Source organism: Bacillus kalamii, from assembly GCF_047238185.1.
GTDB lineage: Bacteria > Bacillota > Bacilli > Bacillales > DSM-1321 > Bacillus_AD.
In genome coordinates, this window is record NZ_JBDFMI010000001.1 from 95,833 (window position 1) to 116,705 (window position 20,873).

At 40.2% G+C, this 20,873-nt stretch carries 24 protein-coding genes; 18 read left to right on the forward strand and 6 right to left on the reverse strand.

From position 1 onward, the window contains the following. Positions 1 to 89 precede the first annotated feature (89 nt). On the forward strand, positions 90 to 716 hold the full coding sequence (locus tag ABC357_RS00500; RefSeq protein ID WP_412885623.1) for a class I SAM-dependent methyltransferase: 627 nt from the start codon (positions 90 to 92) through the stop codon (positions 714 to 716). 57 nt (positions 717 to 773) lie between these two features. On the opposite strand, the gene ABC357_RS00505 is transcribed toward ABC357_RS00500, so the two are convergent. Beyond that, positions 774 to 1,586, reverse strand: a complete 813-nt coding sequence (locus tag ABC357_RS00505) for a hypothetical protein (RefSeq protein ID WP_412885624.1) — start codon at positions 1,584 to 1,586, stop codon at positions 774 to 776. An 88-nt stretch (positions 1,587 to 1,674) separates the two neighbouring features. On the opposite strand from ABC357_RS00505, the gene ABC357_RS00510 reads away from it, so the two are divergent. The 7 genes from ABC357_RS00510 (at position 1,675) to ABC357_RS00540 (ending at position 5,344) form a co-directional block, all read left to right on the forward strand. Next, entirely contained in the window at positions 1,675 to 2,199 is a 525-nt protein-coding gene (locus ABC357_RS00510) for a cysteine hydrolase family protein (RefSeq protein ID WP_412885625.1), read from the forward strand. 74 nt (positions 2,200 to 2,273) lie between these two features. Beyond that, positions 2,274 to 2,477: a DUF1657 domain-containing protein gene (locus ABC357_RS00515; protein WP_412885626.1), complete on the forward strand. Its 204-nt coding sequence runs from the start codon at positions 2,274 to 2,276 to the stop codon at positions 2,475 to 2,477. 98 nt (positions 2,478 to 2,575) lie between these two features. Next, positions 2,576 to 2,737 (forward strand): hypothetical protein, encoded by a 162-nt coding sequence (locus ABC357_RS00520; RefSeq protein WP_412885627.1) that lies wholly within the window; start codon positions 2,576 to 2,578, stop codon positions 2,735 to 2,737. An 18-nt stretch (positions 2,738 to 2,755) separates the two neighbouring features. After that, positions 2,756 to 3,235: a stage V sporulation protein AC gene (spoVAC, locus tag ABC357_RS00525; protein ID WP_412885628.1), complete on the forward strand. Its 480-nt coding sequence runs from the start codon at positions 2,756 to 2,758 to the stop codon at positions 3,233 to 3,235. Then, complete coding sequence (gene spoVAD / locus ABC357_RS00530; RefSeq protein WP_412885629.1) at positions 3,235 to 4,239, forward strand: stage V sporulation protein AD; 1,005 nt, start codon at positions 3,235 to 3,237, stop codon at positions 4,237 to 4,239. Before spoVAC ends, spoVAD begins: the two co-directional genes overlap by 1 nt. 17 nt (positions 4,240 to 4,256) lie before the next feature. Continuing rightward, positions 4,257 to 4,463 carry a DUF1657 domain-containing protein gene (locus ABC357_RS00535; protein ID WP_412885630.1) on the forward strand — a complete coding sequence of 69 codons (207 nt, stop codon included), beginning with the start codon at positions 4,257 to 4,259 and terminating at the stop codon, positions 4,461 to 4,463. A gap of 20 nt (positions 4,464 to 4,483) precedes the next feature. Further along, a complete protein-coding gene (locus ABC357_RS00540; RefSeq protein WP_412885631.1) occupies positions 4,484 to 5,344 on the forward strand; it encodes a DUF421 domain-containing protein in 861 nt (286 codons plus the stop codon). Between the two features lie 79 nt (positions 5,345 to 5,423). Here the strand turns inward: ABC357_RS00540 and ABC357_RS00545 are convergent, their stop codons facing one another. Together ABC357_RS00545 and trhA are read right to left on the reverse strand one after the other, a co-directional pair. Continuing rightward, positions 5,424 to 6,338 (reverse strand): hypothetical protein, encoded by a 915-nt coding sequence (locus tag ABC357_RS00545; protein WP_412885632.1) that lies wholly within the window; start codon positions 6,336 to 6,338, stop codon positions 5,424 to 5,426. A gap of 278 nt (positions 6,339 to 6,616) precedes the next feature. After that, positions 6,617 to 7,264 (reverse strand): PAQR family membrane homeostasis protein TrhA, encoded by a 648-nt coding sequence (gene trhA, locus ABC357_RS00550; RefSeq protein ID WP_412885633.1) that lies wholly within the window; start codon positions 7,262 to 7,264, stop codon positions 6,617 to 6,619. Between the two features lie 142 nt (positions 7,265 to 7,406). On the opposite strand from trhA, the gene ABC357_RS00555 reads away from it, so the two are divergent. The 3 genes from ABC357_RS00555 (at position 7,407) to ABC357_RS00565 (ending at position 10,172) form a co-directional block, all read left to right on the forward strand. Further along, on the forward strand, positions 7,407 to 7,973 hold the full coding sequence (locus tag ABC357_RS00555) for a DUF1836 domain-containing protein (RefSeq protein WP_412885634.1): 567 nt from the start codon (positions 7,407 to 7,409) through the stop codon (positions 7,971 to 7,973). A 530-nt stretch (positions 7,974 to 8,503) separates the two neighbouring features. Then, positions 8,504 to 8,944, forward strand: a complete 441-nt coding sequence (locus ABC357_RS00560) for a helical membrane plugin domain-containing protein (protein WP_412885635.1) — start codon at positions 8,504 to 8,506, stop codon at positions 8,942 to 8,944. Between the two features lie 49 nt (positions 8,945 to 8,993). Further along, on the forward strand, positions 8,994 to 10,172 hold the full coding sequence (locus ABC357_RS00565; RefSeq protein ID WP_412885636.1) for an NAD(P)/FAD-dependent oxidoreductase: 1,179 nt from the start codon (positions 8,994 to 8,996) through the stop codon (positions 10,170 to 10,172). A 113-nt stretch (positions 10,173 to 10,285) separates the two neighbouring features. On the opposite strand, the gene ABC357_RS00570 is transcribed toward ABC357_RS00565, so the two are convergent. After that, complete coding sequence (locus ABC357_RS00570; protein WP_412885637.1) at positions 10,286 to 10,711, reverse strand: universal stress protein; 426 nt, start codon at positions 10,709 to 10,711, stop codon at positions 10,286 to 10,288. A 223-nt stretch (positions 10,712 to 10,934) separates the two neighbouring features. On the opposite strand from ABC357_RS00570, the gene ABC357_RS00575 reads away from it, so the two are divergent. Both ABC357_RS00575 and ABC357_RS00580 read left to right on the forward strand, forming a co-directional pair. Beyond that, positions 10,935 to 11,366, forward strand: a complete 432-nt coding sequence (locus ABC357_RS00575) for a MarR family winged helix-turn-helix transcriptional regulator (RefSeq protein ID WP_412885638.1) — start codon at positions 10,935 to 10,937, stop codon at positions 11,364 to 11,366. Between the two features lie 32 nt (positions 11,367 to 11,398). Further along, positions 11,399 to 12,595, forward strand: coding sequence for an MFS transporter (locus ABC357_RS00580; protein WP_412885639.1), 1,197 nt, complete (start codon positions 11,399 to 11,401; stop codon positions 12,593 to 12,595). Positions 12,596 to 12,635: 40 nt separating this feature from the next. Here ABC357_RS00580 and ABC357_RS00585 read toward each other — a convergent pair whose 3' ends face one another. Continuing rightward, on the reverse strand, positions 12,636 to 14,705 hold the full coding sequence (locus tag ABC357_RS00585) for a Na+/H+ antiporter (RefSeq protein ID WP_412885640.1): 2,070 nt from the start codon (positions 14,703 to 14,705) through the stop codon (positions 12,636 to 12,638). 377 nt (positions 14,706 to 15,082) lie between these two features. Between ABC357_RS00585 and ABC357_RS00590 the strand changes: the two genes are divergently transcribed. The 4 genes from ABC357_RS00590 (at position 15,083) to ABC357_RS00605 (ending at position 18,487) form a co-directional block, all read left to right on the forward strand. Beyond that, positions 15,083 to 15,418, forward strand: a complete 336-nt coding sequence (locus ABC357_RS00590; RefSeq protein WP_412885641.1) for a YisL family protein — start codon at positions 15,083 to 15,085, stop codon at positions 15,416 to 15,418. 481 nt (positions 15,419 to 15,899) lie between these two features. Then, positions 15,900 to 16,763, forward strand: coding sequence for an STAS domain-containing protein (locus tag ABC357_RS00595; protein ID WP_412885642.1), 864 nt, complete (start codon positions 15,900 to 15,902; stop codon positions 16,761 to 16,763). Between the two features lie 156 nt (positions 16,764 to 16,919). After that, positions 16,920 to 17,471 (forward strand): MEDS domain-containing protein, encoded by a 552-nt coding sequence (locus tag ABC357_RS00600; protein WP_412885643.1) that lies wholly within the window; start codon positions 16,920 to 16,922, stop codon positions 17,469 to 17,471. A gap of 125 nt (positions 17,472 to 17,596) precedes the next feature. Then, complete coding sequence (locus ABC357_RS00605; RefSeq protein WP_412885644.1) at positions 17,597 to 18,487, forward strand: hypothetical protein; 891 nt, start codon at positions 17,597 to 17,599, stop codon at positions 18,485 to 18,487. Between the two features lie 123 nt (positions 18,488 to 18,610). Here ABC357_RS00605 and ABC357_RS00610 read toward each other — a convergent pair whose 3' ends face one another. Continuing rightward, positions 18,611 to 18,877, reverse strand: a complete 267-nt coding sequence (locus ABC357_RS00610) for a hypothetical protein (RefSeq protein WP_412885645.1) — start codon at positions 18,875 to 18,877, stop codon at positions 18,611 to 18,613. 365 nt (positions 18,878 to 19,242) lie between these two features. Here ABC357_RS00610 and ABC357_RS00615 point away from each other — a divergent pair, with 365 nt between their 5' ends. Further along, complete coding sequence (locus ABC357_RS00615) at positions 19,243 to 20,322, forward strand: NAD(P)-dependent alcohol dehydrogenase (RefSeq protein WP_412885646.1); 1,080 nt, start codon at positions 19,243 to 19,245, stop codon at positions 20,320 to 20,322. The last annotated feature ends 551 nt before the right edge of the window (positions 20,323 to 20,873 follow it).

Consider the following 20,873-nt stretch of genomic DNA (forward strand, 5'->3'; position numbering starts at 1 on the left):
TGAAGAAAAATGCAATTGAGGTCCACTACGGGTAATCCATTTTATTTGGTTGATTACCCGTCATATTGGTTCACTAATGGAGGGTATATATGTTAAATAATCAAGGTTTTAATGTATGGGCAGCTTATTATGATAATACAGTTCAGGTCAGTGAAGAAAACAACCAATACCCCTTTGCCGGGTACACACACATCTTGGATATGATATGTAACGAAGTGATGCAGAAAAAGAATTCTTCTGTTTTGGACATTGGATTTGGAACAGGCATACTATCCAGCAAATTATATGAAAATGGACACCGTATCGATGGAATAGATTTTTCCACAGACATGATCGCCATTGCCCAACCCAAAATGCCAAAGGCGAATTTGTTGGAGTGGGATATATTGAATGGAATGCCTGAAGCTTTTTATGGAAACACGTATGACTATATTATTAGCACCTACACATTGCACCATTTTACAGATGAAAAGAAAGTATCCATTATCAATACCCTATTATCTATGTTGAATAAAAACGGCAAAATATGCATTGGCGACATTTCTTTTGAAACAAGAGAAAAACTTGAAAAGTGCCGGCAAGAAAATGTGGAGTTTTGGGATAATGAGGAATTTTATTTCGTTTATAACGAAATAAATATTTTACTGAAAGGTTCATGTATTTGTGAATTTTACCCACTATCTCTTTGTGGAGGAGTAATGATAATCACTAAATAAAATAGGGTGTTAATAAGAGCAAAAGAAGCGTTCCAAAGATAGGAACGCTTCTTTCATTTATTTCAACTGGATTGTGAATGTTTTGGCTGGCGTAATTTCGGCATGTGAATCTCCATCGGAAACGGGGGATGTGGTAAATGTGAAAGAAGTTAGGTCCTTAAGATTTTCACCCCGATCATTCAATAAACCTACTATTCCTTTCCGTTCTTCATTTGCCCGATAATCAATTTTGCTGACGGAAGAGGTCCCCATAAACGTATCTTCCGAGAAAATGAAATTCTTATCGGGTACATCATATGAAGTGCCGCCGGGATTGAAGGTAACCCTTTCCAAACTGAAAAATTGGATTTCTTTTGTTGATGTATTTTTTGCCTGATAGGTCAGCTCTATATACGCAATTCCTTTATCATCGATTTCACTCTTTGAATAGGCAACTTTTTGGTCCATTTCTTCCATGCTCAGATGATCATCTTGATAAGCTTCCATTGCCTCTTCATACGTTAATCCGGTATATTGCGACAATAGTTCTTTTGTGTCATCTGTCAGACCATCCATTGAAATAATCCGTACATTCTTAACTGTGATGGACATAGGATAAACGTTGAATGTTTGATTGATTGTATAGTCCTTCAATAAAGTATAGGTACCCCAGTTTTTTTGTTTGATTTTTTGCCCTTCTGAAGTCAGTTTTTCAGGTCCATATTCATCAGTGACAGGTACGTTTTCTTTCTTCTTTTCATGCGATTGGGATGTGGAAGAAGTGTGTGTTTTTTCATCATTCGTTCTGTTGTTGACAAGAAAGAATATCAAAGCCGCCGCCAGAATGATGCAAAGCAATAAAATAATCAAGCCCCTTTTGTTTTTGAACATGTTGGAATCCTTTCGATATGTATTCGTATGTGGAGAGATATTGCTTCTCCAGTTACAACTATACCTTTTTTAGGGAGAAATGTAGAGGATGTCCCCTTTTGAAAAGGAAGGATTCCATGTTCAAAATCATGAGAGTAAAGAAATAGGTACTTTCATTGTGGCAGTATTGGAGGCCACGATGATTAATGGCGGAATGTTACAGACAGTTAATTTACTGAACAGAGTTATTCTATTGGAGAAATGGGCTGTAGCAATTAGCCCATTTGTGCTTGAAAAAATATCGCCGGAAGACGATGATTTTTTCCTCATTAAGCCGAAACATTCCGCTTTTTATGAAACTGCATTGAATACATTGCTATACCAGCTGGTTGCCAAGCACGTCATTTTAACAGGGATTGCAGGCAATATTTGTGTGCTCTTCAGTGCCAATGAAGCCTATATCCGTGAATATAACATATATGTACCGGCCGATTGCATAGCCTCCAATACAAAAGAAGAGAACGATTTTGCTCTCCGCATGATGAAAGAGGTTCTCGGAGCTGATATAAAAGCCAGCAATTACATTTCATTCGTTGATGAATTTTGGTTTATGGCGGAGGGAATAACTGGATAATATTGGATAACATATTTACAGTTCTACTTCCAATACTATCTTTGTAAAGAGAAACTCTTCAAGGAGGCGTCATCATGACTGTCATTAATAATGTCAAAACAACTCTTGCCGGTCTAAAAACTGCCCAAGCTAGCTTTGAGACCTTTGCTTTAAGCACTGATAATCAGGAAGCGAAACAGTTATACCAAAATGCTGCGACGCAAACACAGGCCATCGTGGATAGTCTGTATCCCCGTGTCGAGCAGATGGAGAAAGAAGAGCCTCAATACAAGCAGTAAGCCTCGAAGGGTTGGTTGTTGCAGCCAACCCCTTCTTGTATGGCAAGAAGGGTAGTGACGTCCGTTAGATGGCCTATTTTTTAATAAGTGTGCGGATCATGCTCCATTTATTTGCGCTTTGTTCCATAAATGACGAAGCTTCAACGATTCGCGATTTGGATGACTATAATGCACTTGCCAATATAAAGAATATACATATGAAACGCATGCGGGAAGAACCTGATGGGAAAATAGGGGAAGCTCGGCTGAACCAATTTTAAAAAGGAGCGAAAGCCAACATGTCAAGCAGCAAAAAGAAAAAATTGACTCCTGCACAACAGGAATATCAGGAATTACAAAGCCAGTTGGAGCTTAAGCGGCCCATTTTAAAGAATTGTATCAGGGCTTTTTTAATGGGAGGGCTCATTTGCCTAATTGGCCAGGTTTTTGAATTTCTCTATATTTATTTTTTCAATTTCACCGAACAGACTGCGGGCAATCCGACCGTTGGAACATTTGTCTTTATTTCCATGCTTTTAACCGGATTTGGTGTTTACGACCGGCTTGCGCAGTTTGGCGGCGCAGGTACAGCTGTGCCCGTCACCGGTTTCGGGAATGCGATTATTTCAGCTTCCATTGAGCACCGTCGGGAGGGCTTGGTTCTCGGAGTCGGCGGAAATATGTTTAAGCTTGCTGGATCGGTCATTGTATTCGGGGTTTTTTCTGCCTTTGTTGTGGCCCTCATCAAAATGCTGGTGATTAAATGGGGTGGATTCTAATGCTGAAGGGACATCGGACATGGGTGTTTGATAATAAACCTGTCATTCTTTCAACCGGTACGGTCGGCGGCCCATTCGAAGGGCTTGGGCGCCTTGCGGAGGATTTTGATCTGCTTCATGAAGATACGTGGCTTCAGCAGGATTCATATGAAAAAGCACAGCGTGTATTTTTAGAGGAAGCCTGCCAAAAAGCAATAGAAAAGGCAAGTCTTACAAAGGAACAGATCCAGTTTTTCTTCGGAGGCGATTTAATCAATCAAATTACCCCTACCAGTTTTGCTGTCAGGACATTGGGCATCCCATATTTTGGGCTCTTTGGCGCATGTTCCACATCGATGGAAGGGTTGGCGCTGGGGGCATATATTGTTGATACAAAAGGTGCCGACTATATATTGACCGGTGCTGCCAGCCATAATTCTGCCGCAGAGAAGCAATTCCGGTATCCTACAGAATATGGGGGGCAAAAACCTCCGACTGCCCAGTGGACAGTGACTGGTGCCGGTGCAGCCGTCTTGGGACAATCGGGCAACGGGCCAAGAGTTACCTCGGCCACAATTGGAAGAGTCATCGATATGGGGCTCACTGACCCATTTAATATGGGAGGCGCCATGGCACCCGCAGCTGTTGATACCATTGAATCTCATCTGAATGAACGAAAAATAGATCCCTCTTATTATGATTTGATCATCACCGGAGACTTGGGCAAGATCGGACAGGAGGTTTCGTTAGCTTTATTTGAAAAGCACGGGACACCCATTATTAGGGAAAAATTTAAGGATTGCGGGCTTTTGATCTATAAAGAGGATCAGCCTGTCCTTGCAGGAGCAAGCGGACCAGCCTGTTCAGCGACCGTTGTCTATGGACATTTTTTAAATGCGATGAATAGAGGAGATATAAAAAGGATTTTGGTAGTAGCTACAGGTGCTCTGCTCTCTCCGCTATCGTTTCAGCAAAATGAAACGATTCCTTGCATCGCGCACGCTGTTTCAATCGAAATGGAGTAATAAGGAGGTAATCGCCTATGACTGTCGCGTCGGAAGTAAAACAATGCCTGGCTAATTTGAAGGGAATCGAAGCCGGGCTTTCCAGCCTTTCTATTATGATGCAGGATCCAGTGTCACGAAAAGCATTGGAGGATTCAGGCCATGTTGTTGGAGAAGTGATTATTGAAATTAAAAAAAGGATCGGTCAACTAGAGAGAGAGGAATTGCAATATAAAGGATTCTAGATATAAAGGAGGCGTTGGCAATGCCAGATTGGTTAGATGTGATCTTGAGATCGATATTATTCTTGGTTGCTCTCTTCTTGATCACTAAGATGCTTGGCAAAAAACAAATTGCCCAGTTATCGCTATTCGAGTATGTGACCGGCATTACCATCGGCAATATCGGGGCAGAAGTTGTGACCGGGCTGGAGCAGAAGGTGGGACTAGGTCTGCTTGCATTAGTGGCGACCGCTGTGCTTCCTTTTCTGGCAGGATTCATTTCATTGAAAAGCAAAAAAATCCGCAACTTTGTTGAAGGAAAAGGCACAGTATTTATTCAGGACGGCAAGGTGCTGGAAGATAATCTGAAGAAAGAACGATTCACTACAGATGAACTACTTGAAATGCTAAGAAAAAGAAGTGTTTTTAGTGTTGCTGACGTGGAGTTCGCTGTTCTGGAGCATACCGGGGACCTGAATGTCATGCTTAAAAAGGAAAATCAGCCTTTAACCCCGAAAGACATCGGACTGATTGTGCCAACGGAAAAAGAACCGCAAACTGTCATTATGGATGGGAAAATCATGGATGAGCCTTTATCCACGTTAGGAAGGAATAGAGCGTGGCTTCATATTGAGTTGAATAAACTCGGTATTACTCTAGAGAATGTTTTTCTAGGCCAGGTCAACTCCTATGGGGAACTGACTGTCGACCTTTTTGACGATAAGCTGAAGGTAGCATCACCGCAGCAGCGGCCTTTGTTGTATGCCAGTATGAAAAAATGCCAGGCTGATCTTGAATTATTCGCCCTTGCGACAGAAGATAGCGAAGCGAAAAAAATGTATGAGGAAAGCAGCTTGAAAATTCAAAAGGCCATTGATGAAGTGGCCTATATTTTAAGAAACTAAAATAGTGTCACTGTCTTTTCCAACATAGTAAAAATGGGCACCCTATTACAGGCGCCCGTTTTGTCGTTCATGTGACTGCTTATTGTCCAGTAGCATCAAAATGTGTGGCTATTGCCAGCATATCCAATGGATTTGTTACGTTGGAAACTGTATAAACGATAGTGCCTTCCTGCCATGAAACCCTATTATTTTCAGCTTTATCCGCTTCGACATCTGCTTTAACGGATCCATAGGCATGCGGGATTGGGAGTGTATTCTTTTCTAGATAAGCGACCATTTTCTTCGCCAGCGGAGTATAATCGCTATTACCTTCAATATTGGATGCGTGTACCTGCATATACCAGCGTCCTTCATGCCAATTCAGCCATTTATTACCTGCCCCGGCATCGCCATATCCTTTTATGGACGCGCCCAATTGTACGGGGGAATTGCCTGTATTGATTTCTTTAGGTGACATATAGCCAATTTGCTCCAGCGCTTTTTTTTCCGTGGTATATTTATGGGCTTCCACGGTTGCAATCGGTTTTGCATTGGCGGCATTATTTAATTGTTTATTATTGATTGGGATCGCTTTGTCGCTTTCGAAAAAGATAACTCTGTACATAGAAGCATCGGAAACGGTTGCTGCACTCAAATGTTTGCCTTCAGATATGGGTATGTGAGTGGGCAGTTTAGGAGTCAGCCCTCCTTGGATTTGATTTTTTACTTGAGAAATCACTTCTTTTTCGGTCAGGGATTTTTCTTGAGTTCCAGTTTGGTTAGAAGTTGAAGGCTGTGCTTGATGATTGGTAGCAGTGGATGAACTTTTATCGCCGGAGTCTGTCTCGTGCCGATCATGTTTGGATCCTTTTGGGTATTCAGCTGAATCAGCGTTATGGGACTGTGTATTTTCGGTTTCAGTGGAAGTCGGCCCTGAGGTTTTTTCTTCATCTTTTCCGCAGGCTGTCAGGCTGAGTAAGGAAAATGCGGCTGCAATGTATACCAATTTCTTCATTATTATTCACCTCGTTCATTTTATTCCCTTTCATATTTGCTGGAAACATGTTTCTTTTCATGAATAGCTTATGATGAACTGTATAGTCGGTCATACATATAAGAAAATTAGATTTCCATACATATAAGATGATAGATGAAAAAGGCAGCGCCTCCAATTATTGGGGGTGCTGCCTTTTTCATAGTAGGAAAGCGCCTGCGGGCTTGCTGAAGTGCAGAAAAAGCACTCCCAAGGCTGCTTACATTCCGCAGGATGTCCAGCAGCATTAGATACCTATTTTATAAAACAAAGAAATAAACACTCAGAAAATGCGCTAAGCTTCCTAGCAGGATGAAAATATGGAAGATTTCATGAAAGCCCATATGTTTGAATTCTAGGAATTTTGGTTTTACCGCGTAGATGATGCCGCCTATTGTATAAAGGATGCCCCCGCCGATCAGCAGCGACAGGCCAGTTGTATCAAGGGTGGCGGATAATGGCTTGGCTGCAAGGATAATAATCCATCCCATGAGGATATATAACACTGTCGAGAGCCACCTTGGACATGAAAACCAAAGCATCTTAAATAAAATGCCACTGACTGCAATGATTGTTATGACTGTAAAGAGAATCCATCCTACTGTCCCTTTTAGGCTGACAAGGCAAAATGGAGCGTAGGAACCCGCAATCAGTACAAAGATCATCGAGTGGTCAATTTTTCTCAGGAAAGCAATGACTGCATCTTTCGCTATGACCATATGATAAGTAGCTGATGCAGCATATAAAAGAATAAGGCTGATTCCAAAGGTGATGGCGGCTCCCACAGCTACTGCAGAGGATGGAGAAGCTGCCGCTTTTATCGTCATGGCCAATAAGGCAGCAAAGGAAAAAAAGGCGCCTGCCAAGTGGGTTAATCCGTTAATGGGTTCTCTAATATATATATTCATAATTTTGATCTCCTTCATTCAACAAGTAGTATCAATAACTACTTATAATAATATTAGTAAATTATGATGTAGTCAACATTTACTTTTTAAAGTCCTTCATTTACACTAGGAAATAACTTAAGACAAAGGCAGGAGCGGTCATTTGGATACAATACAAGCATTTATTGAAAAAATGGAAAAAGAACAGACAATGACATTGGAGGATATTCCGGAGATCGATCTGTATATGGATCAGGTCATTCAGTTATTTGAGAATAAATTCAGCGAAAGCAAGCGGAATGAAGAAGATAAAATCCTGACAAAGACCATGATCAATAACTATGCGAAGGGGAAATTATTCTTTCCGATAAAAAATAAAAAATACTCAAAGAATCATCTGATTCTGATAAGCCTTATTTATCAATTGAAAGGAATCCTTTCAATAAATGATATAAAGGAAACACTATCCGATCTAAATGGAGAGGTGTCAAAGGGAAAAGGGCTGGAGTCTTTTTATGCATCTTACCTGCAAGTGCAGCAGGAGAACAGCGGGCACTTTAAGAAGGCTGCCAAAACATTGGAGGAAGAAGCAACAAGCTTTATCGGCACAGATGAACAGGGGCTCGGGGACATTTTAAAAGTAGCTTCGTTGGTCCATATGAGCCAATTATATAAACGGGCAGCAGAATCTTTAGTGGATGAATTAAAGGGAAGGCATCCGGAGGAATAGAACGGCTGCATGCAACTACTTTCAGGCATGCCAAATATACAATTGGGAAAAGGCGATCCTTGAAGGTGTGTATCTGTGCTAAAAGACCTAAAAACAGCTTAAAAAAAGGCTTCTCATAAAGAGAAGCCTTTTTATCGTGAAATAATCTATTCAACCCATTATTAGGGAGTTTGACCTTACTAAAGGTAAGTGTCTAGATGTTATTTCTATAGGCATATTGCTTTACGTAATATACAGAGAGGTATAAGCTAGAAATAGATAAATAGTTTGAATAGATATTTTCAATAGAAAAGTCAAAATGTTTTTTTAGTATAGTTAAAGGGTACATAAATAGTAATGGTAACTATTCTTTTAAAAGCTTTTTGATTGTAGAAAAATCATTTTTAATTTATTATTTCTTTTGACTCTTTATATTTTTAAAAAAATTCCCTTATGAACGAATTCGGGAAGCTAAAAAAACATTGGGGTGGGGATACCTATAAGACCCCGAAAAATAAGTAAATATACTTATTAGTAAAGGAGAATTGGATATGTCAGAAACAGTCACTCAACCAAAGTCTGAACAAGAAGTGGAACAAACAACTTCGAATCAAGAACAGCTTGACGTTATCGATCAGCTATTACAACCTGAGGTTCAACAATCTTTGACTGCTTTAGTGGAGCAGTTGCCTAAATTGACTGAGCTTATGGAAGTTTTGACTAAGTCTTATGACTTCGCACAAGCTGTAGCTAAAGATGATATCTTAAAAAGCGATACTGTCGGTGCTATTCAGGAAATCGTGGAACCTGTCAAGAAATCCGTAAAAAGCATGGCAGCAACAGCTATTGAAGCGAAAGACCGTGCAGAAGCAAGCACTGAAGTGGTTGGTCTTTTTGGTCTGTTAAAAATGATCAAAGACCCACAAGCTCAGAAACTTTTCCGTTTCTTGAACGCTTATCTTCAAATCAACGCAGAAAAAAACAACAAATAATGGTAACGGATCTTTTATAATCTATTAGCGAGGACGGAGGATTTTAACTATGTCAAAACATATTGTCATAATCGGTGCAGGTTACGGCGGCTTATTGTCTGCTCAAACTGTACGTAAATATTTAAGCAAAGAAGAAGCAAAAGTAACGTTAGTCAACCAATACCCTACACACCAAATCATCACTGAATTACACAGATTGGCTGGGGGCACAGTCAATGAGCAAGCAATTGCCATGCCTTTGGAAAAACTGTTAAAAGGAAAAGATGTAGATCTTAAAATCACAAAGGTAGAATCTTTTGATGTAAACGATAAAAAAGTGAAGCTTGCTGACGGAAGCATCTTGACTTACGACGCTCTAGTTGTCGGATTGGGAAGCAAAACAGCTTACTTTGGTATCCCAGGCTTAGAAGAATACAGCTTTGTATTAAAATCAACAGCAGATGCTAACAAAATCTACAACCATATTGAATCACATATTCGTGAATACTCAAAAACCAAAAAAGTGGAAGATGCTACAATTCTAATCGGCGGCGGCGGATTGACTGGTATCGAACTTGTAGGTGAAATCGCAGATAACATGCCTAAAGTTGCCAAGAAATACGGCGTGGATCCTAAAGATTTGAAAATCAAGCTCGTTGAAGCAGGCCCTAAAGTTATGCCTATGCTTCCGGACCACCTAATTGAGCGTGCAATGTCCAGCCTTGAGGCGCGTGGTGTCGAATTCATCACTGGCGTACCTGTAACAGGTGTTAAAGGAAATGAAATCGATCTTAAAAATGGCGAAAAAGTCGTTGCCAATACATTTGTATGGACAGGTGGCGTACAAGGGCTTCCAATGATCGAAGAATCAGGCTTGGAAGTAAACCGCGGACGTGCGACTGTAAATGAATTCCTTCAATCTACATCCCATAAAGATGTATTTGTTGTAGGCGATAGCGCAGTTGTCTTCAAAGAAGACGGAAGACCACATCCACCTACCGCACAAATTGCATGGCAGATGGGCGAGCTAGTAGGTTATAACCTATTTGCTTACTTAATGAATAAAAATATGGAAGTATTCAATCCAGTTAACTCTGGTACATTGGCAAGCTTAGGGCGCAAAGACGCTGTAGCTTCTATCGGAGCCAGCAACACATCCCTTAAAGGGCTTCCTGCTTCTATGATGAAAGAAGCAAGTAATCTTCGTTACTTGTCACATATTAAAGCTCTGTATACATTAGCTTATTAATCAGAAGAATGTATCATAAAAATCCCGGGACCCTTTTATAGGCCCGGGATTTTTTGTGAAATGATTCATTTAAGAAAAAATATTTTTCTACTATTTTTAATATATTAATATACTTATTTGATGATGAGAATAGGACAATGAACGTGTTGGGATACTTTATGGCTGACTCCGCCAAGCATAAATTCCTTGAAGTTTCCAAGCCCTCTGCTGCCGATAATGACTAAGTCTGCCTCTTTATCTTTAGCAATATCCACAATTTGTTCTGCCGGGTCGCCTTCAACGTACTCCGCTTCAGGATGAAGACCCTTTGCCTCGGCTTTTTCTTTTGCTTGCCGGACTATTTCTTCGCCTGCATTTTTGATCGCCTCATACACATTTTCCGAGGTGGGGACCATCATGCTTGGAGGCATAATAACGCTTCTGCCTACGTGCAGCAGCAATAGGTTGGAACCTTGATTTTCTGCAAAGCTGAATGCGGCTTCCAGTGCCTTATCACTCATAGGGGACCCATCGATAGCAACTAAGATTTTCTTGAACATATAATTTCCTCCCAACTAGGTTAATGCTTGGATTGTTATATTGGTTTATACCCTGTTTCGTTTTATGAAAACTAAAGCCTGAAAGCAAAGCCAACTGTATGAGATTTGCTTTTTATAAAAATAGTTTGTATGCATATTATTTCCTATCAAACTAGTTTTATGGTTATAATAAATAGGATACTTGCTGAAAAGAACGGGAAACAGAAGGAAGGAGTGGAAAACATTGTTGAAGGATGATATCGGTTTTGCGGCGTCTTCTACGACCAAATTGATAAGAGCACTTATCAATCATGAATTGAAGCAATACCATATTACGAGCGAGCAGTGGACGGTCCTAAAACAGCTTTCATTTGTAAGTGACCTGAACCAGAAAGAATTGTCGCTGCGTACAGATAAGGACCAGGCAACGTTGACAAAGATACTCGATTTGCTGGAACAAAGGAAACTTCTTAAAAGAAAAGCAAATCCGAATGACCGCCGTTCATACATAGTGGAAATAACGGATCAGGGCAGGGATTTGGTCGATATTGTATTGCCTCAAGTGGAAGAGTTGTTTGAATCGATATTGGCGCATTTATCAGAAAAGCAATTGGATGAGTTTATGGCTGTATTGAAGCAGATCCGCGTCAATATAGAAGAGATAAGGAAATCATAATTGCACATATTCATACGAAAGAAGGATTAGGATTGGAACAGCACGAACTATCGAAATTATGGACGTGGCAGTACATTGTAACGATACTGACCACTTTTTTGTTTTTCTTAAGTTTTCAGGCATTAATGGGAGGATTTCCCGTTTTTGTGACGGGATTGAGCGGTGACCCGTCCAAAGGCGGAATGATGACCACTACTTTTATGCTGGCGGCTATTGTATCAAGGCCTTTTGTTGGTTCATTAATCGAAAAGTTTAACATGAAAGCCATATTGCTGGTTGCATTAATTTTAGGCATCGTGACAATCGGCATTAGCCTCGGAAGGGAAACTTATTCGTTCCTCGTCGGCCTTCGGATTGTACAAGGCATTTTATTTGGCTTCATCACTACATTGCTTGCCACAATGGCTACTAACTTAATCCCTATCGACCGGATAGGGGAAGGAATCGGATATTTTGGGATGGCAACAAGCCTAGGGACTACTTTTGGCCCTATGCTGGCTATATCAATTCTCCACTCTTACTCTTTTTCAACATTGCTAGTGATTATTGCATTCATGACATTGCTTACTGTCATAGGATCTATATTCATTAAAAATAAACAGCCAGAGGCTGAAGCCAAACAAGCGGGAATGGCAGAAAAAAGCTCATTCTGGAGCAATGCATTCAGCAAAAAGGCTTTATTGCCCGGAGTGCTGGTTTGTTTGTTCTATATCACTTTTTCCGGTACCGTCAACTTTATCGACGGTTTAGGCACCGAAAATCATCTCGGGGGGAAAGTTTCTTTATTCTTCCTTATTGTCGCGGCCATGCTTGTCTTTACCCGCCCATTTTCGGGACGGATATATGATCGCCTGGGACATAAATATTTAGTGTATCCTGCAAGTATATTCGGGGTCATCGGTTTAATCATTATGGCTTTTTCACATCAATTATCCGTACTATTCATTGCAGCAATCTTTTATGGGATTGCATACGGAGTGATGCAGCCGACTATGCAAGCCTGGGCCGTAAGCAGGGTAGGCCATGCCAAAGCCGGGACAGCTAATGCCATGACCTTGAATTTCATGGATCTTGGAATGGCGATCGGGGCAGCGACACTTGGCCATGTGGCGTCTGGTGTAGGCTACAACATGACCTTTGGTTTATCAAGTATATTAGTTATAGCATTGCTTGTTTTCTATATGTTCCGCAAGAAAGAAAAGCAGCAAATATTAGTTGAAAATATATAAAATATCAAAAAAAGCAGCCTGTAGGGCTGCCTTTTTTTGATTAGTTGCCTATATACAGCATTTCATCATATACGAGGTTTTCACGAAGCTCCCCCGCAACTCTTGCTGTGATTTTCTTTTCTTCAATCATTTCTTCAATAATATCCCTGCCGATCTGGGTTGCCCTGAGATGGGTACGGTTAAGCTTCATTTGGTAGTTCCCATCTTTGTCTTTGCGCAATGTCATTTGTTTTAGGAAGCGATTGTATCGCTGCATAACCAGGATGGCCTCCTGGTGATTGTCATCATTCATTTGCTTTTTGATATAGGAAACAGCCCCTCTGGCAGCCATGATTTGTGCGAAACGGATGCCGCGGATTTCATCCTTGTATTTATCAAGGGCATCATTTAACCGCGCTTCGTAATCCTTCTTCCATTTTCGGTTGATTCTTCGTTTGAACAACCATAAAAGAAGAATCGATTTCAGTTTTCGGATTGGTGATTTCTGCATGAACTGAGTTGTTTTAGTCAGATAAACCGTATAAATCTTCAGTACGGAAGCGGGGATCCGCTCTTCCTTAACCAGTTTTTTGACGACTTCCAATTCTTTCTCGGAAGCATTAAAGGCTAATTCCTTAATAATCTTTTGATCAGGCGCTTTTGCTTCGCCTGATTCCATATTCATTAATTGCTGATGCAGCTCTCTGATTACCTGCTGCACTGCGAGATCTGATTCATTTTTTGTTTCGTTTGTCAATTGCTGGATAGTCCTTCTGAGCAAATCTTTAAACGCGTCGTCAGTCGACATATGCTTTTCGTCAATGGTATTTTCTTTTTCACCTAATAAGGGCAGAATGAAAGTTGCAGTGAGCAGGCTAATCAGAATGACTCCGGCAACGATAAATAATACGGTATTCCTCATCGGGAATTCATGGCCATTGGATAGCATGAACGGAATGGAAAGCGCAGTCGCCAATGAAATGGTACCGTGGATTCCGGATATGGCCATTATAAAAGAGTAGCGATATTTAGAGATTGGCACTTCTCCCTCTGTATAGTCCATTGAAGCTTGATAACGGTTAATAAAAAATAATTCAAGCGGAGGTTTTCGCTCTTTTGTAAATACGTTATGGAGCAATAAAACCCAAAGGAAACGAAGAACGAATAAACCAACGGAAATGAAGAAAGTAATGCTAATAATGGACCACAAATCTATTTCCGGATTCCGCTGCAATCCTCTGTATACAGAGGGGAGCATAAAGCCCAGCAATGTAAAAACAAGCCCGTTCAAGGCAAATGAAATAATGGACCAAAAAGATGAATTAACAAACTGCAATTTGGTCGTTGTCCGTTGGAGGCGATCCTTTTCAATTCCGTGGATAATCCCTGCGGCTACTACTGAAAGGATACCGGATACTCCAATTTCTTCGGCAATAAAATAAGTGAAGAAAGGAGTAATGAATTGAATGACCACCATCATCGTAATTTCTTCCAAACCAAAGTTTCGGATGGCTAATCGAAACTTAACGATCAAGTATCCGACAACCAATCCAAGTATGACCCCACCCAAAGAAACAAACAGAAAATTCAAGCTGGCATCTTTAATGGAAAAGACACCTGTCATTGCTGCGGCAAGGGCCATTTTGAAGGCAACAATCCCTGCAGCATCATTCAAAAGGGACTCTCCCTCTAAAATCGGCATGATATTCCCCGGCAGCTTTAATCCATTGGTTATTGATTTAACAGCTACATTATCGGTCGGTGTTATAATCGCTGCAAGGGCAAATGCTACAGCCATCGGCATGGCTGGAATCAATAGGTGAATAAGATAGCCCCCTGCCAAAACAGTGAAAAAAACAAGCCCAAAGGCAAGCAATAGAATGGGGGAGCGCAAGTCCCATAATTCTTTTCTAGAGACGTTATTCCCTTCACTGAACAGTAGTGGAGCAATGATACATATCATAAATATTTCAGGATCAAAATTCAAATCAGTAGGAATCGGGGATAAAGATAGAATTACACCGATTGCTATCTGAAATAAGGCCAGCGGCACTTTAGGCCATTTGTTGTTAAATAAGCTTGATAGAATAATCGCAACAAATAAACCGAGAAGAGTAATTAAAAAAGACATCCAACATCCTCCTTGGTTGTTTGAAAAATTGTATATGTAGGAGATAGCCCATTAAAAAGCTTGTTTAAATAATCACATATTTATATACCCTAAAAAGCAGTATCCATATACCGATGAATAATGATTTTTTGAGAAAAAAGATATGTTCTATAGAAATCCTCTAATTAAAGTATAGCAGTATCAAATGGATAGTACAGCGATGGGGCTGGTTGGAGCAAAAAGCTTCGTTATAGGTGCCATGTTTCTTTGAAGATTACAAACATATATTTTGATAACTAATGATTGGTTATGTTATTTTAAGATAGTGATAATAAGAATTAATGTACGCTAAAAACCAATTAAAGATGTATAATGAGGAGATAAAGGAGGAATAAGAAATGTTTCATACACTATATTCCATCCATGCGAGCTCGTGGGTGATTCTGTTGATTGCGTTCTTTTTGACGTATATCCTGGAAAGTAAAAAAGTGATGGGGATAATTTTAAGAATTTTCTATATTGTGATGCTGGGTACAGGAATCGGTATGATCGCCAAAATGGGATTCCCGGCTAACTTTGTTGTTAAAGGCATCCTTGCCATTATTCTAATAGGATTGATGGAAATGCTATTGGCACGCCAAAAGAGAAATAAAAAAGCGATGCCGCTATGGATTTTGTTTATTATCGTAGTGGTCATAGTTATTCTTATGGGATATCAAGTCATTTCATTTTAATAAGCTAACTCAAAAAGGTATCCGTGTAAGGATGCCTTTTTTTGATAAAAGCTAATTAGTGTGTCACTGTTACCCGACTTAAGCTTGTCGGGGGTAAACAGGCGCCTTCCGCTTTTGTTTCATCCAGCTGCAGGGACCAGCCACTAGTGAACTTCCCCCTCATCTTCTACGATAAGTCAACATCGAATCGCTGCGCTCTTCGTGTTTCCTATATCTCAAGAGTGAGGGGTCCAGTTCATACGTGGCTAAACGGTCCCTTCCGCTTTTGTTCTCATCCAGCTGCAAGCGCCACCCCCTCGAGGTCTTAAGCCATGGCACTGTCAAAGGCGAAGAGCAGCCTTTGTCAGCACCCCGACTTAAGCTTGTCGGGGGTAAACAGGCGCCTTCCGCTTTTGTTGCTATGCCGGTGGTTTCAATTTAAAATGAAGTAGGGTATACATAAAGAAAATTGAAGTAAGTCAATGGAAAGGTATGTCAAAGGATGAACAGATTAGATGATGTGAGCCAAGGGTTTCAAACATTCCATAATTTCGAAGAAGCGGCTAATCGCATTTTGAAAATGATGCAAATGTTTATTGATATCAACACACTCTTCATTGCGAAGAATGATTCGTTAACTAACCATATTGTGGATGTAATCAATCAGGACGAAAGGTTGTTGAGCAGGGGCGATGAACTGCCGTTTGATGAAACTTTTTGTAAATTGAGTGTTGATTGCGGTAATGATGTATTGATTATCAAGGATATTAATAAGGATGAAAGATCCTGTCGATTAAGTGTGACCGAAAATTTAGGCGAAGGCTGTTTTATTGGTATACCGATTTACTATGAAAATGGCGATAATTATGGAACAATCTGTGGATTGGATCAGAAGCCGTTTGATTTCAATGAAAAGCACGTGGAGCTCTTCAAGACAATGTCCCAAGTCCTTTCTTATGTATTGGAGCTTGATAAAGCAAACCGGCAAATACAGCATCTTTCCGCACCTATTGTCCCAGTGACGCATGGGGTTGCCGTATTGCCGATTATCGGTGAAATGTATGTGGAACGAGTGGAAGCGATTATTGCTTTGGCACTTTCTAAAAGCCAAGAGCTGGATCTTACATATTTAATTATTGATTTATCAGGCATATCCCAAATTAATGCGCGTGTAAGCGAATCATTGTTAAAGATTGTAACGTTGTTGAAGCTTATGGGAGTAAAGCCTTTATTGACCGGCATTCAACCGGAGATGGCAATCAATGCTGTAAAAGGGAATGTAGATTTAGAAGATATCATTATTGAAGCGAATCTGGAGAAAGCCTTATCCAGGTTAGGGTTTCAATTTGTAAGGAATGGCATATAAGCATCAATGGGCATGGCAAATGGAGCCATGCTTTTTTGTATGGATCTTATAGGATTGAAATTGATAAACAAGGGATTAAGCTGTTTTTATCGAATCCTTAAGTAGAGATAAAGAATGCTAAGAGAAAGAAGGGTGAAGTGAGAGGAGATCGAAAAAATGAGAGAAGATATCTTTCGGCTGTCCAAGGATTATCACAGCGGCAATGGGGTCCATATTTTTTATAATTCATTTGATGTGAACGCTTATATTGAGAATGCTTCTGATTATGTGATCAGCGCGATCCAGCAAGAGAAATTTGTCATGATTATCGAAAATGAGCGCCTTTTCCCTTTATTGATGAGAAATATAAAGAAATCTCTGACTCCCGCTCAAATTGAAACTTTGTATTATATCAACAGCTTTGAGTTTTATTGTTACCGAAAAAATTTTTATCCCTCGTCGATAGTTGAGTTTTTCCTTCAAAAAATTGCTCCCTATCTCGAAAAGAATATGCCAGTCTGTACATGGGGCCATGTCGAATGGAGTGATGAAAAACAAATATCATCTGTTGTCGCTGAATATGAACATAGAATCGATCGCCTGGTCAATGAGATAGGCATTATGGCTGTCTGTGCCTATGACGGATCACGAGTTTCCCCTAGTCTGAAAAAAGGGTTGCTTAATTGCCACAGTGTATATATGACGGATAAACAACTTCTGTTTCTCTGACAATGCGGCGGAATGCTCCATATCCACAACAAAGTAGTAAAAGATATATGCGTCTGTATTTCCGTGATTGATCTTCTTTAATGAGCGATTTTGTTTATGTATTGCAGGAGAGAGAGGATAATGAAATGATGCAATTGACGAGATATAAAGCTTCTTTTAAGAAAGAATGCAAGGCTTTGATTGCACATTCTAATGGAGAGCCAAACATATTGGAAATGATCGAAAAACAAGGAAAAGCCGTTTCTTTAGTGGCGGTAGAACAAGGAAAGGTCATTGGATTAGCTGCGGTATGGTCGAATAGAGTACATCCTTTTTGCTATTACTTGCGCCTTTATATAGACCCTTTCCTCGATTTTACAAGGATAGGAAGCCGAATGCTTGAAGAAGTGGAAAAAGAAAAGCTGGAGAGCCTTCCTTTTCAAATAACGGCAAAGGAAGAAGAGTTAAAGCTGATGTCATTATTGGAATCAGCAGGTTTCGCTGAAGTTAGGCGGACATATATGCCAATGGTTGAAGTGAGAAAAGATCATATAGAACGCATAGAAAAAAATCCGGAATTTGAATGGCTTGATTTCAAGCAGGCAGAACGCGAAGAATTAATCAAAGAGGGATTGGCTTCACTAGTAAAGCAGAATTACGAAGAGACGCATACGGTGAATCCTGCAGCCCATATGCCAATGGAAGAATGGGACCATATGATTTGGAATGGAGATGTATGGAGAGAAGGAAGCTATTTGCTGGTTTGCCGTACATCCAAAGAGGTAAAGGCGTACTCATTTCTCCATAAAACTGAAAATACCCGTATGGCAGAATGGGGATGGTGCGGCGCAGCGGAACCAAGCCTGATTAAATGGATTCCTTCACTCGTTGCTGCACAATTCCGTTTCGCTGCTTTTAAGGGGATCCAATACCTTCAAGGAGAGTTCGACTCAACTTCACCTTATGCAATGGAAGTAATGAATGCATTCTCTTTACCAAAAAAGAATACATTGATCACCTATCGCCAAAGAGATTGAAGTAAAGAAGGATAGATGAGACGTGGATGATAAACATCTAAAACTCACACTATCCTTATTTCATATGTTTATTATTCTTTATATTACTAATGAAAAAGCTACTCAATTACCTTTCGTAATCAACTATTTCGTTTTTAAATCATAGATTTTATATCCGATTTCTACCATATGGTCTTTTGTAACAGTCAGCTCACAATAATATGGGACTGCTTTTCCATACGCATCAAGGTCAGGAATGCCGTCAAAAAAATATATATCACCTGTGTCTACCATTTCGAAATCAGCTTCTGAAGACCTTCCAGAAGTATCTACTGTAATGACGCACTCTCCTCTTACGACATCATATTCCTTTAAAATGACATATTTAAGGCTGGGAACGGTAACAGTCAACTGCTTAAAATCAAAACCCCAACAACTTTTAACGCACCCAAAGACATTACATTTTTATCCTTAATCAGCCATAATAGATAAATGCCCCCTGTAATAGCAAAAATTAATCCAAGAATAAGGATGAAGTAAAATACATCAACATCAAATCACATCCTCTAAAACAGTATAGCTTAAACCACTGGATGGCCGGCCAAGACTAGTGATAATAGAAGCAGGGATTCCTGGTGGCCGCAGTGTTTGCAGATTTGTCTATTTTTTGAATCATTAGCCCCCCTGTATTTTTTCTGCGCACCTTAGGGTAAAGGAAAAGAGTTAGGCAGAAAGCCAGAATTTATAATCAACATACAACACAGGAGGAATACGCCATGAAAATTAAAGCTGCTGTCACTCACAGCCAAGGTGAAGAATTCAAGATTGAGGAAGTTGAACTAGCGGAACCGAAATTCAATGAAGTGCTGGTCAAAATTGTGGCGACGGGTGTTTGCCATACGGATGCTGTCGCACGTGATAACGGTATTACTCCATATCCGATTGTCCTTGGCCATGAAGGATCGGGAATTGTCGAGAAGGTGGGGGAAGGGGTCAATACTGTGAAGCCGGGAGACCATGTGGTCCTATCATACGCATCTTGCGGCCATTGTGAGAATTGTCTGTCAGCCCACCCTTCCACTTGTGAAAATATGAATGCGCTGAACTTTGATTCTAAAGGAATCGAGCGCCTGGAACAGAACGGGGAGAAATTGGCGACTTTCTTTGGACAATCATCCTTTGGTACATATGCCATTTCCGAGGAACGCAATGTAGTGAAAGTAAGGGATGACGTAGAATTGGAACTGCTTGGCCCATTAGGCTGCGGCATCCAGACAGGAAGCGGAACAGTACTTACATGCCTTAAGCCAGAATTCGGCTCTACAATTGCCGTTTATGGCTGCGGTGCAGTAGGCCTCAGTGCCATCATGGCAGCAAAGATTGCCGGATGCAAAACAATCATTGCAGTCGATGTCCATGATAACCGTCTGGATTTGGCTAAAGAATTAGGTGCGACACACGCGTTTAACGGCAAAGAAGTAGATGTAGTGGAAGAAATCAAGAAAATTACCAGAGTCGGTACTCACTATGCAGTTGAAACGACAGGTGTTCCGCCAGTTGTCCATCAAAGCTTGAAAGCATTGCGTCCGCTTGGCACAGTGGCGATCGTAGGAATTACGCCTGAAATGAATATTGATGTCTTCAATGAAATTATGGCGGAAGGAAAAACAGTGATGGGTGTCATCGAAGGAGATACAGTACCGCAACTGTTCATTCCTGAATTGGTTGAATATTATAAACAGGGGCTATTCCCATTCGATAAACTAGTGAAGTACTATGATTTCGAAGAGATCAACCAGGCGTTTGAAGATTCAAAAACAGGGGTAACCATTAAGCCGGTTGTTAAAATAAAGTAATGTAGAACCGATAAATAAACAAATGATGCTTTCTGGCTAGCCAGATATTATCCCCTTTAAGTAGAGAGTGTAAAAAACCATTATTTAAAATGGTGATACATTCTATTTGAAGGGGATCATTCTATGCCCAGAATGGATAACAAATACTCAAATGCTCTAAAATCACAAGCCATATAGGCCTATTTGTGCGGGGAGAATAACGATCAGAGAATAGCAGTAAGTATGGAATCCGTTTGATCGAGTGCGAAATGAATCTCGAATTCCTCAAAGGGATTGGAGATTCATTTTAAATCAGTGTTAGAAGACTCTTTATACATAGGTTTATCAAATTCTAATTCAGAAGCTATTGAAACAGCAGTTCTTTTATTTGGTGGTAAATGACATTCTTCTGTAATGTCTAGTCTCTTTAAAACTGCCCATTGAGAATTAGGTAAATCGTAATTCTGTAATTCCTTATTTAGCTTATTTTTTTAATCCTTTGAAACCTTTGCTAGTAAAAATTCTAGTTTCCCCAAGCTATTTGTTCCCAAAGAGTGCCCTTCAACTAATAT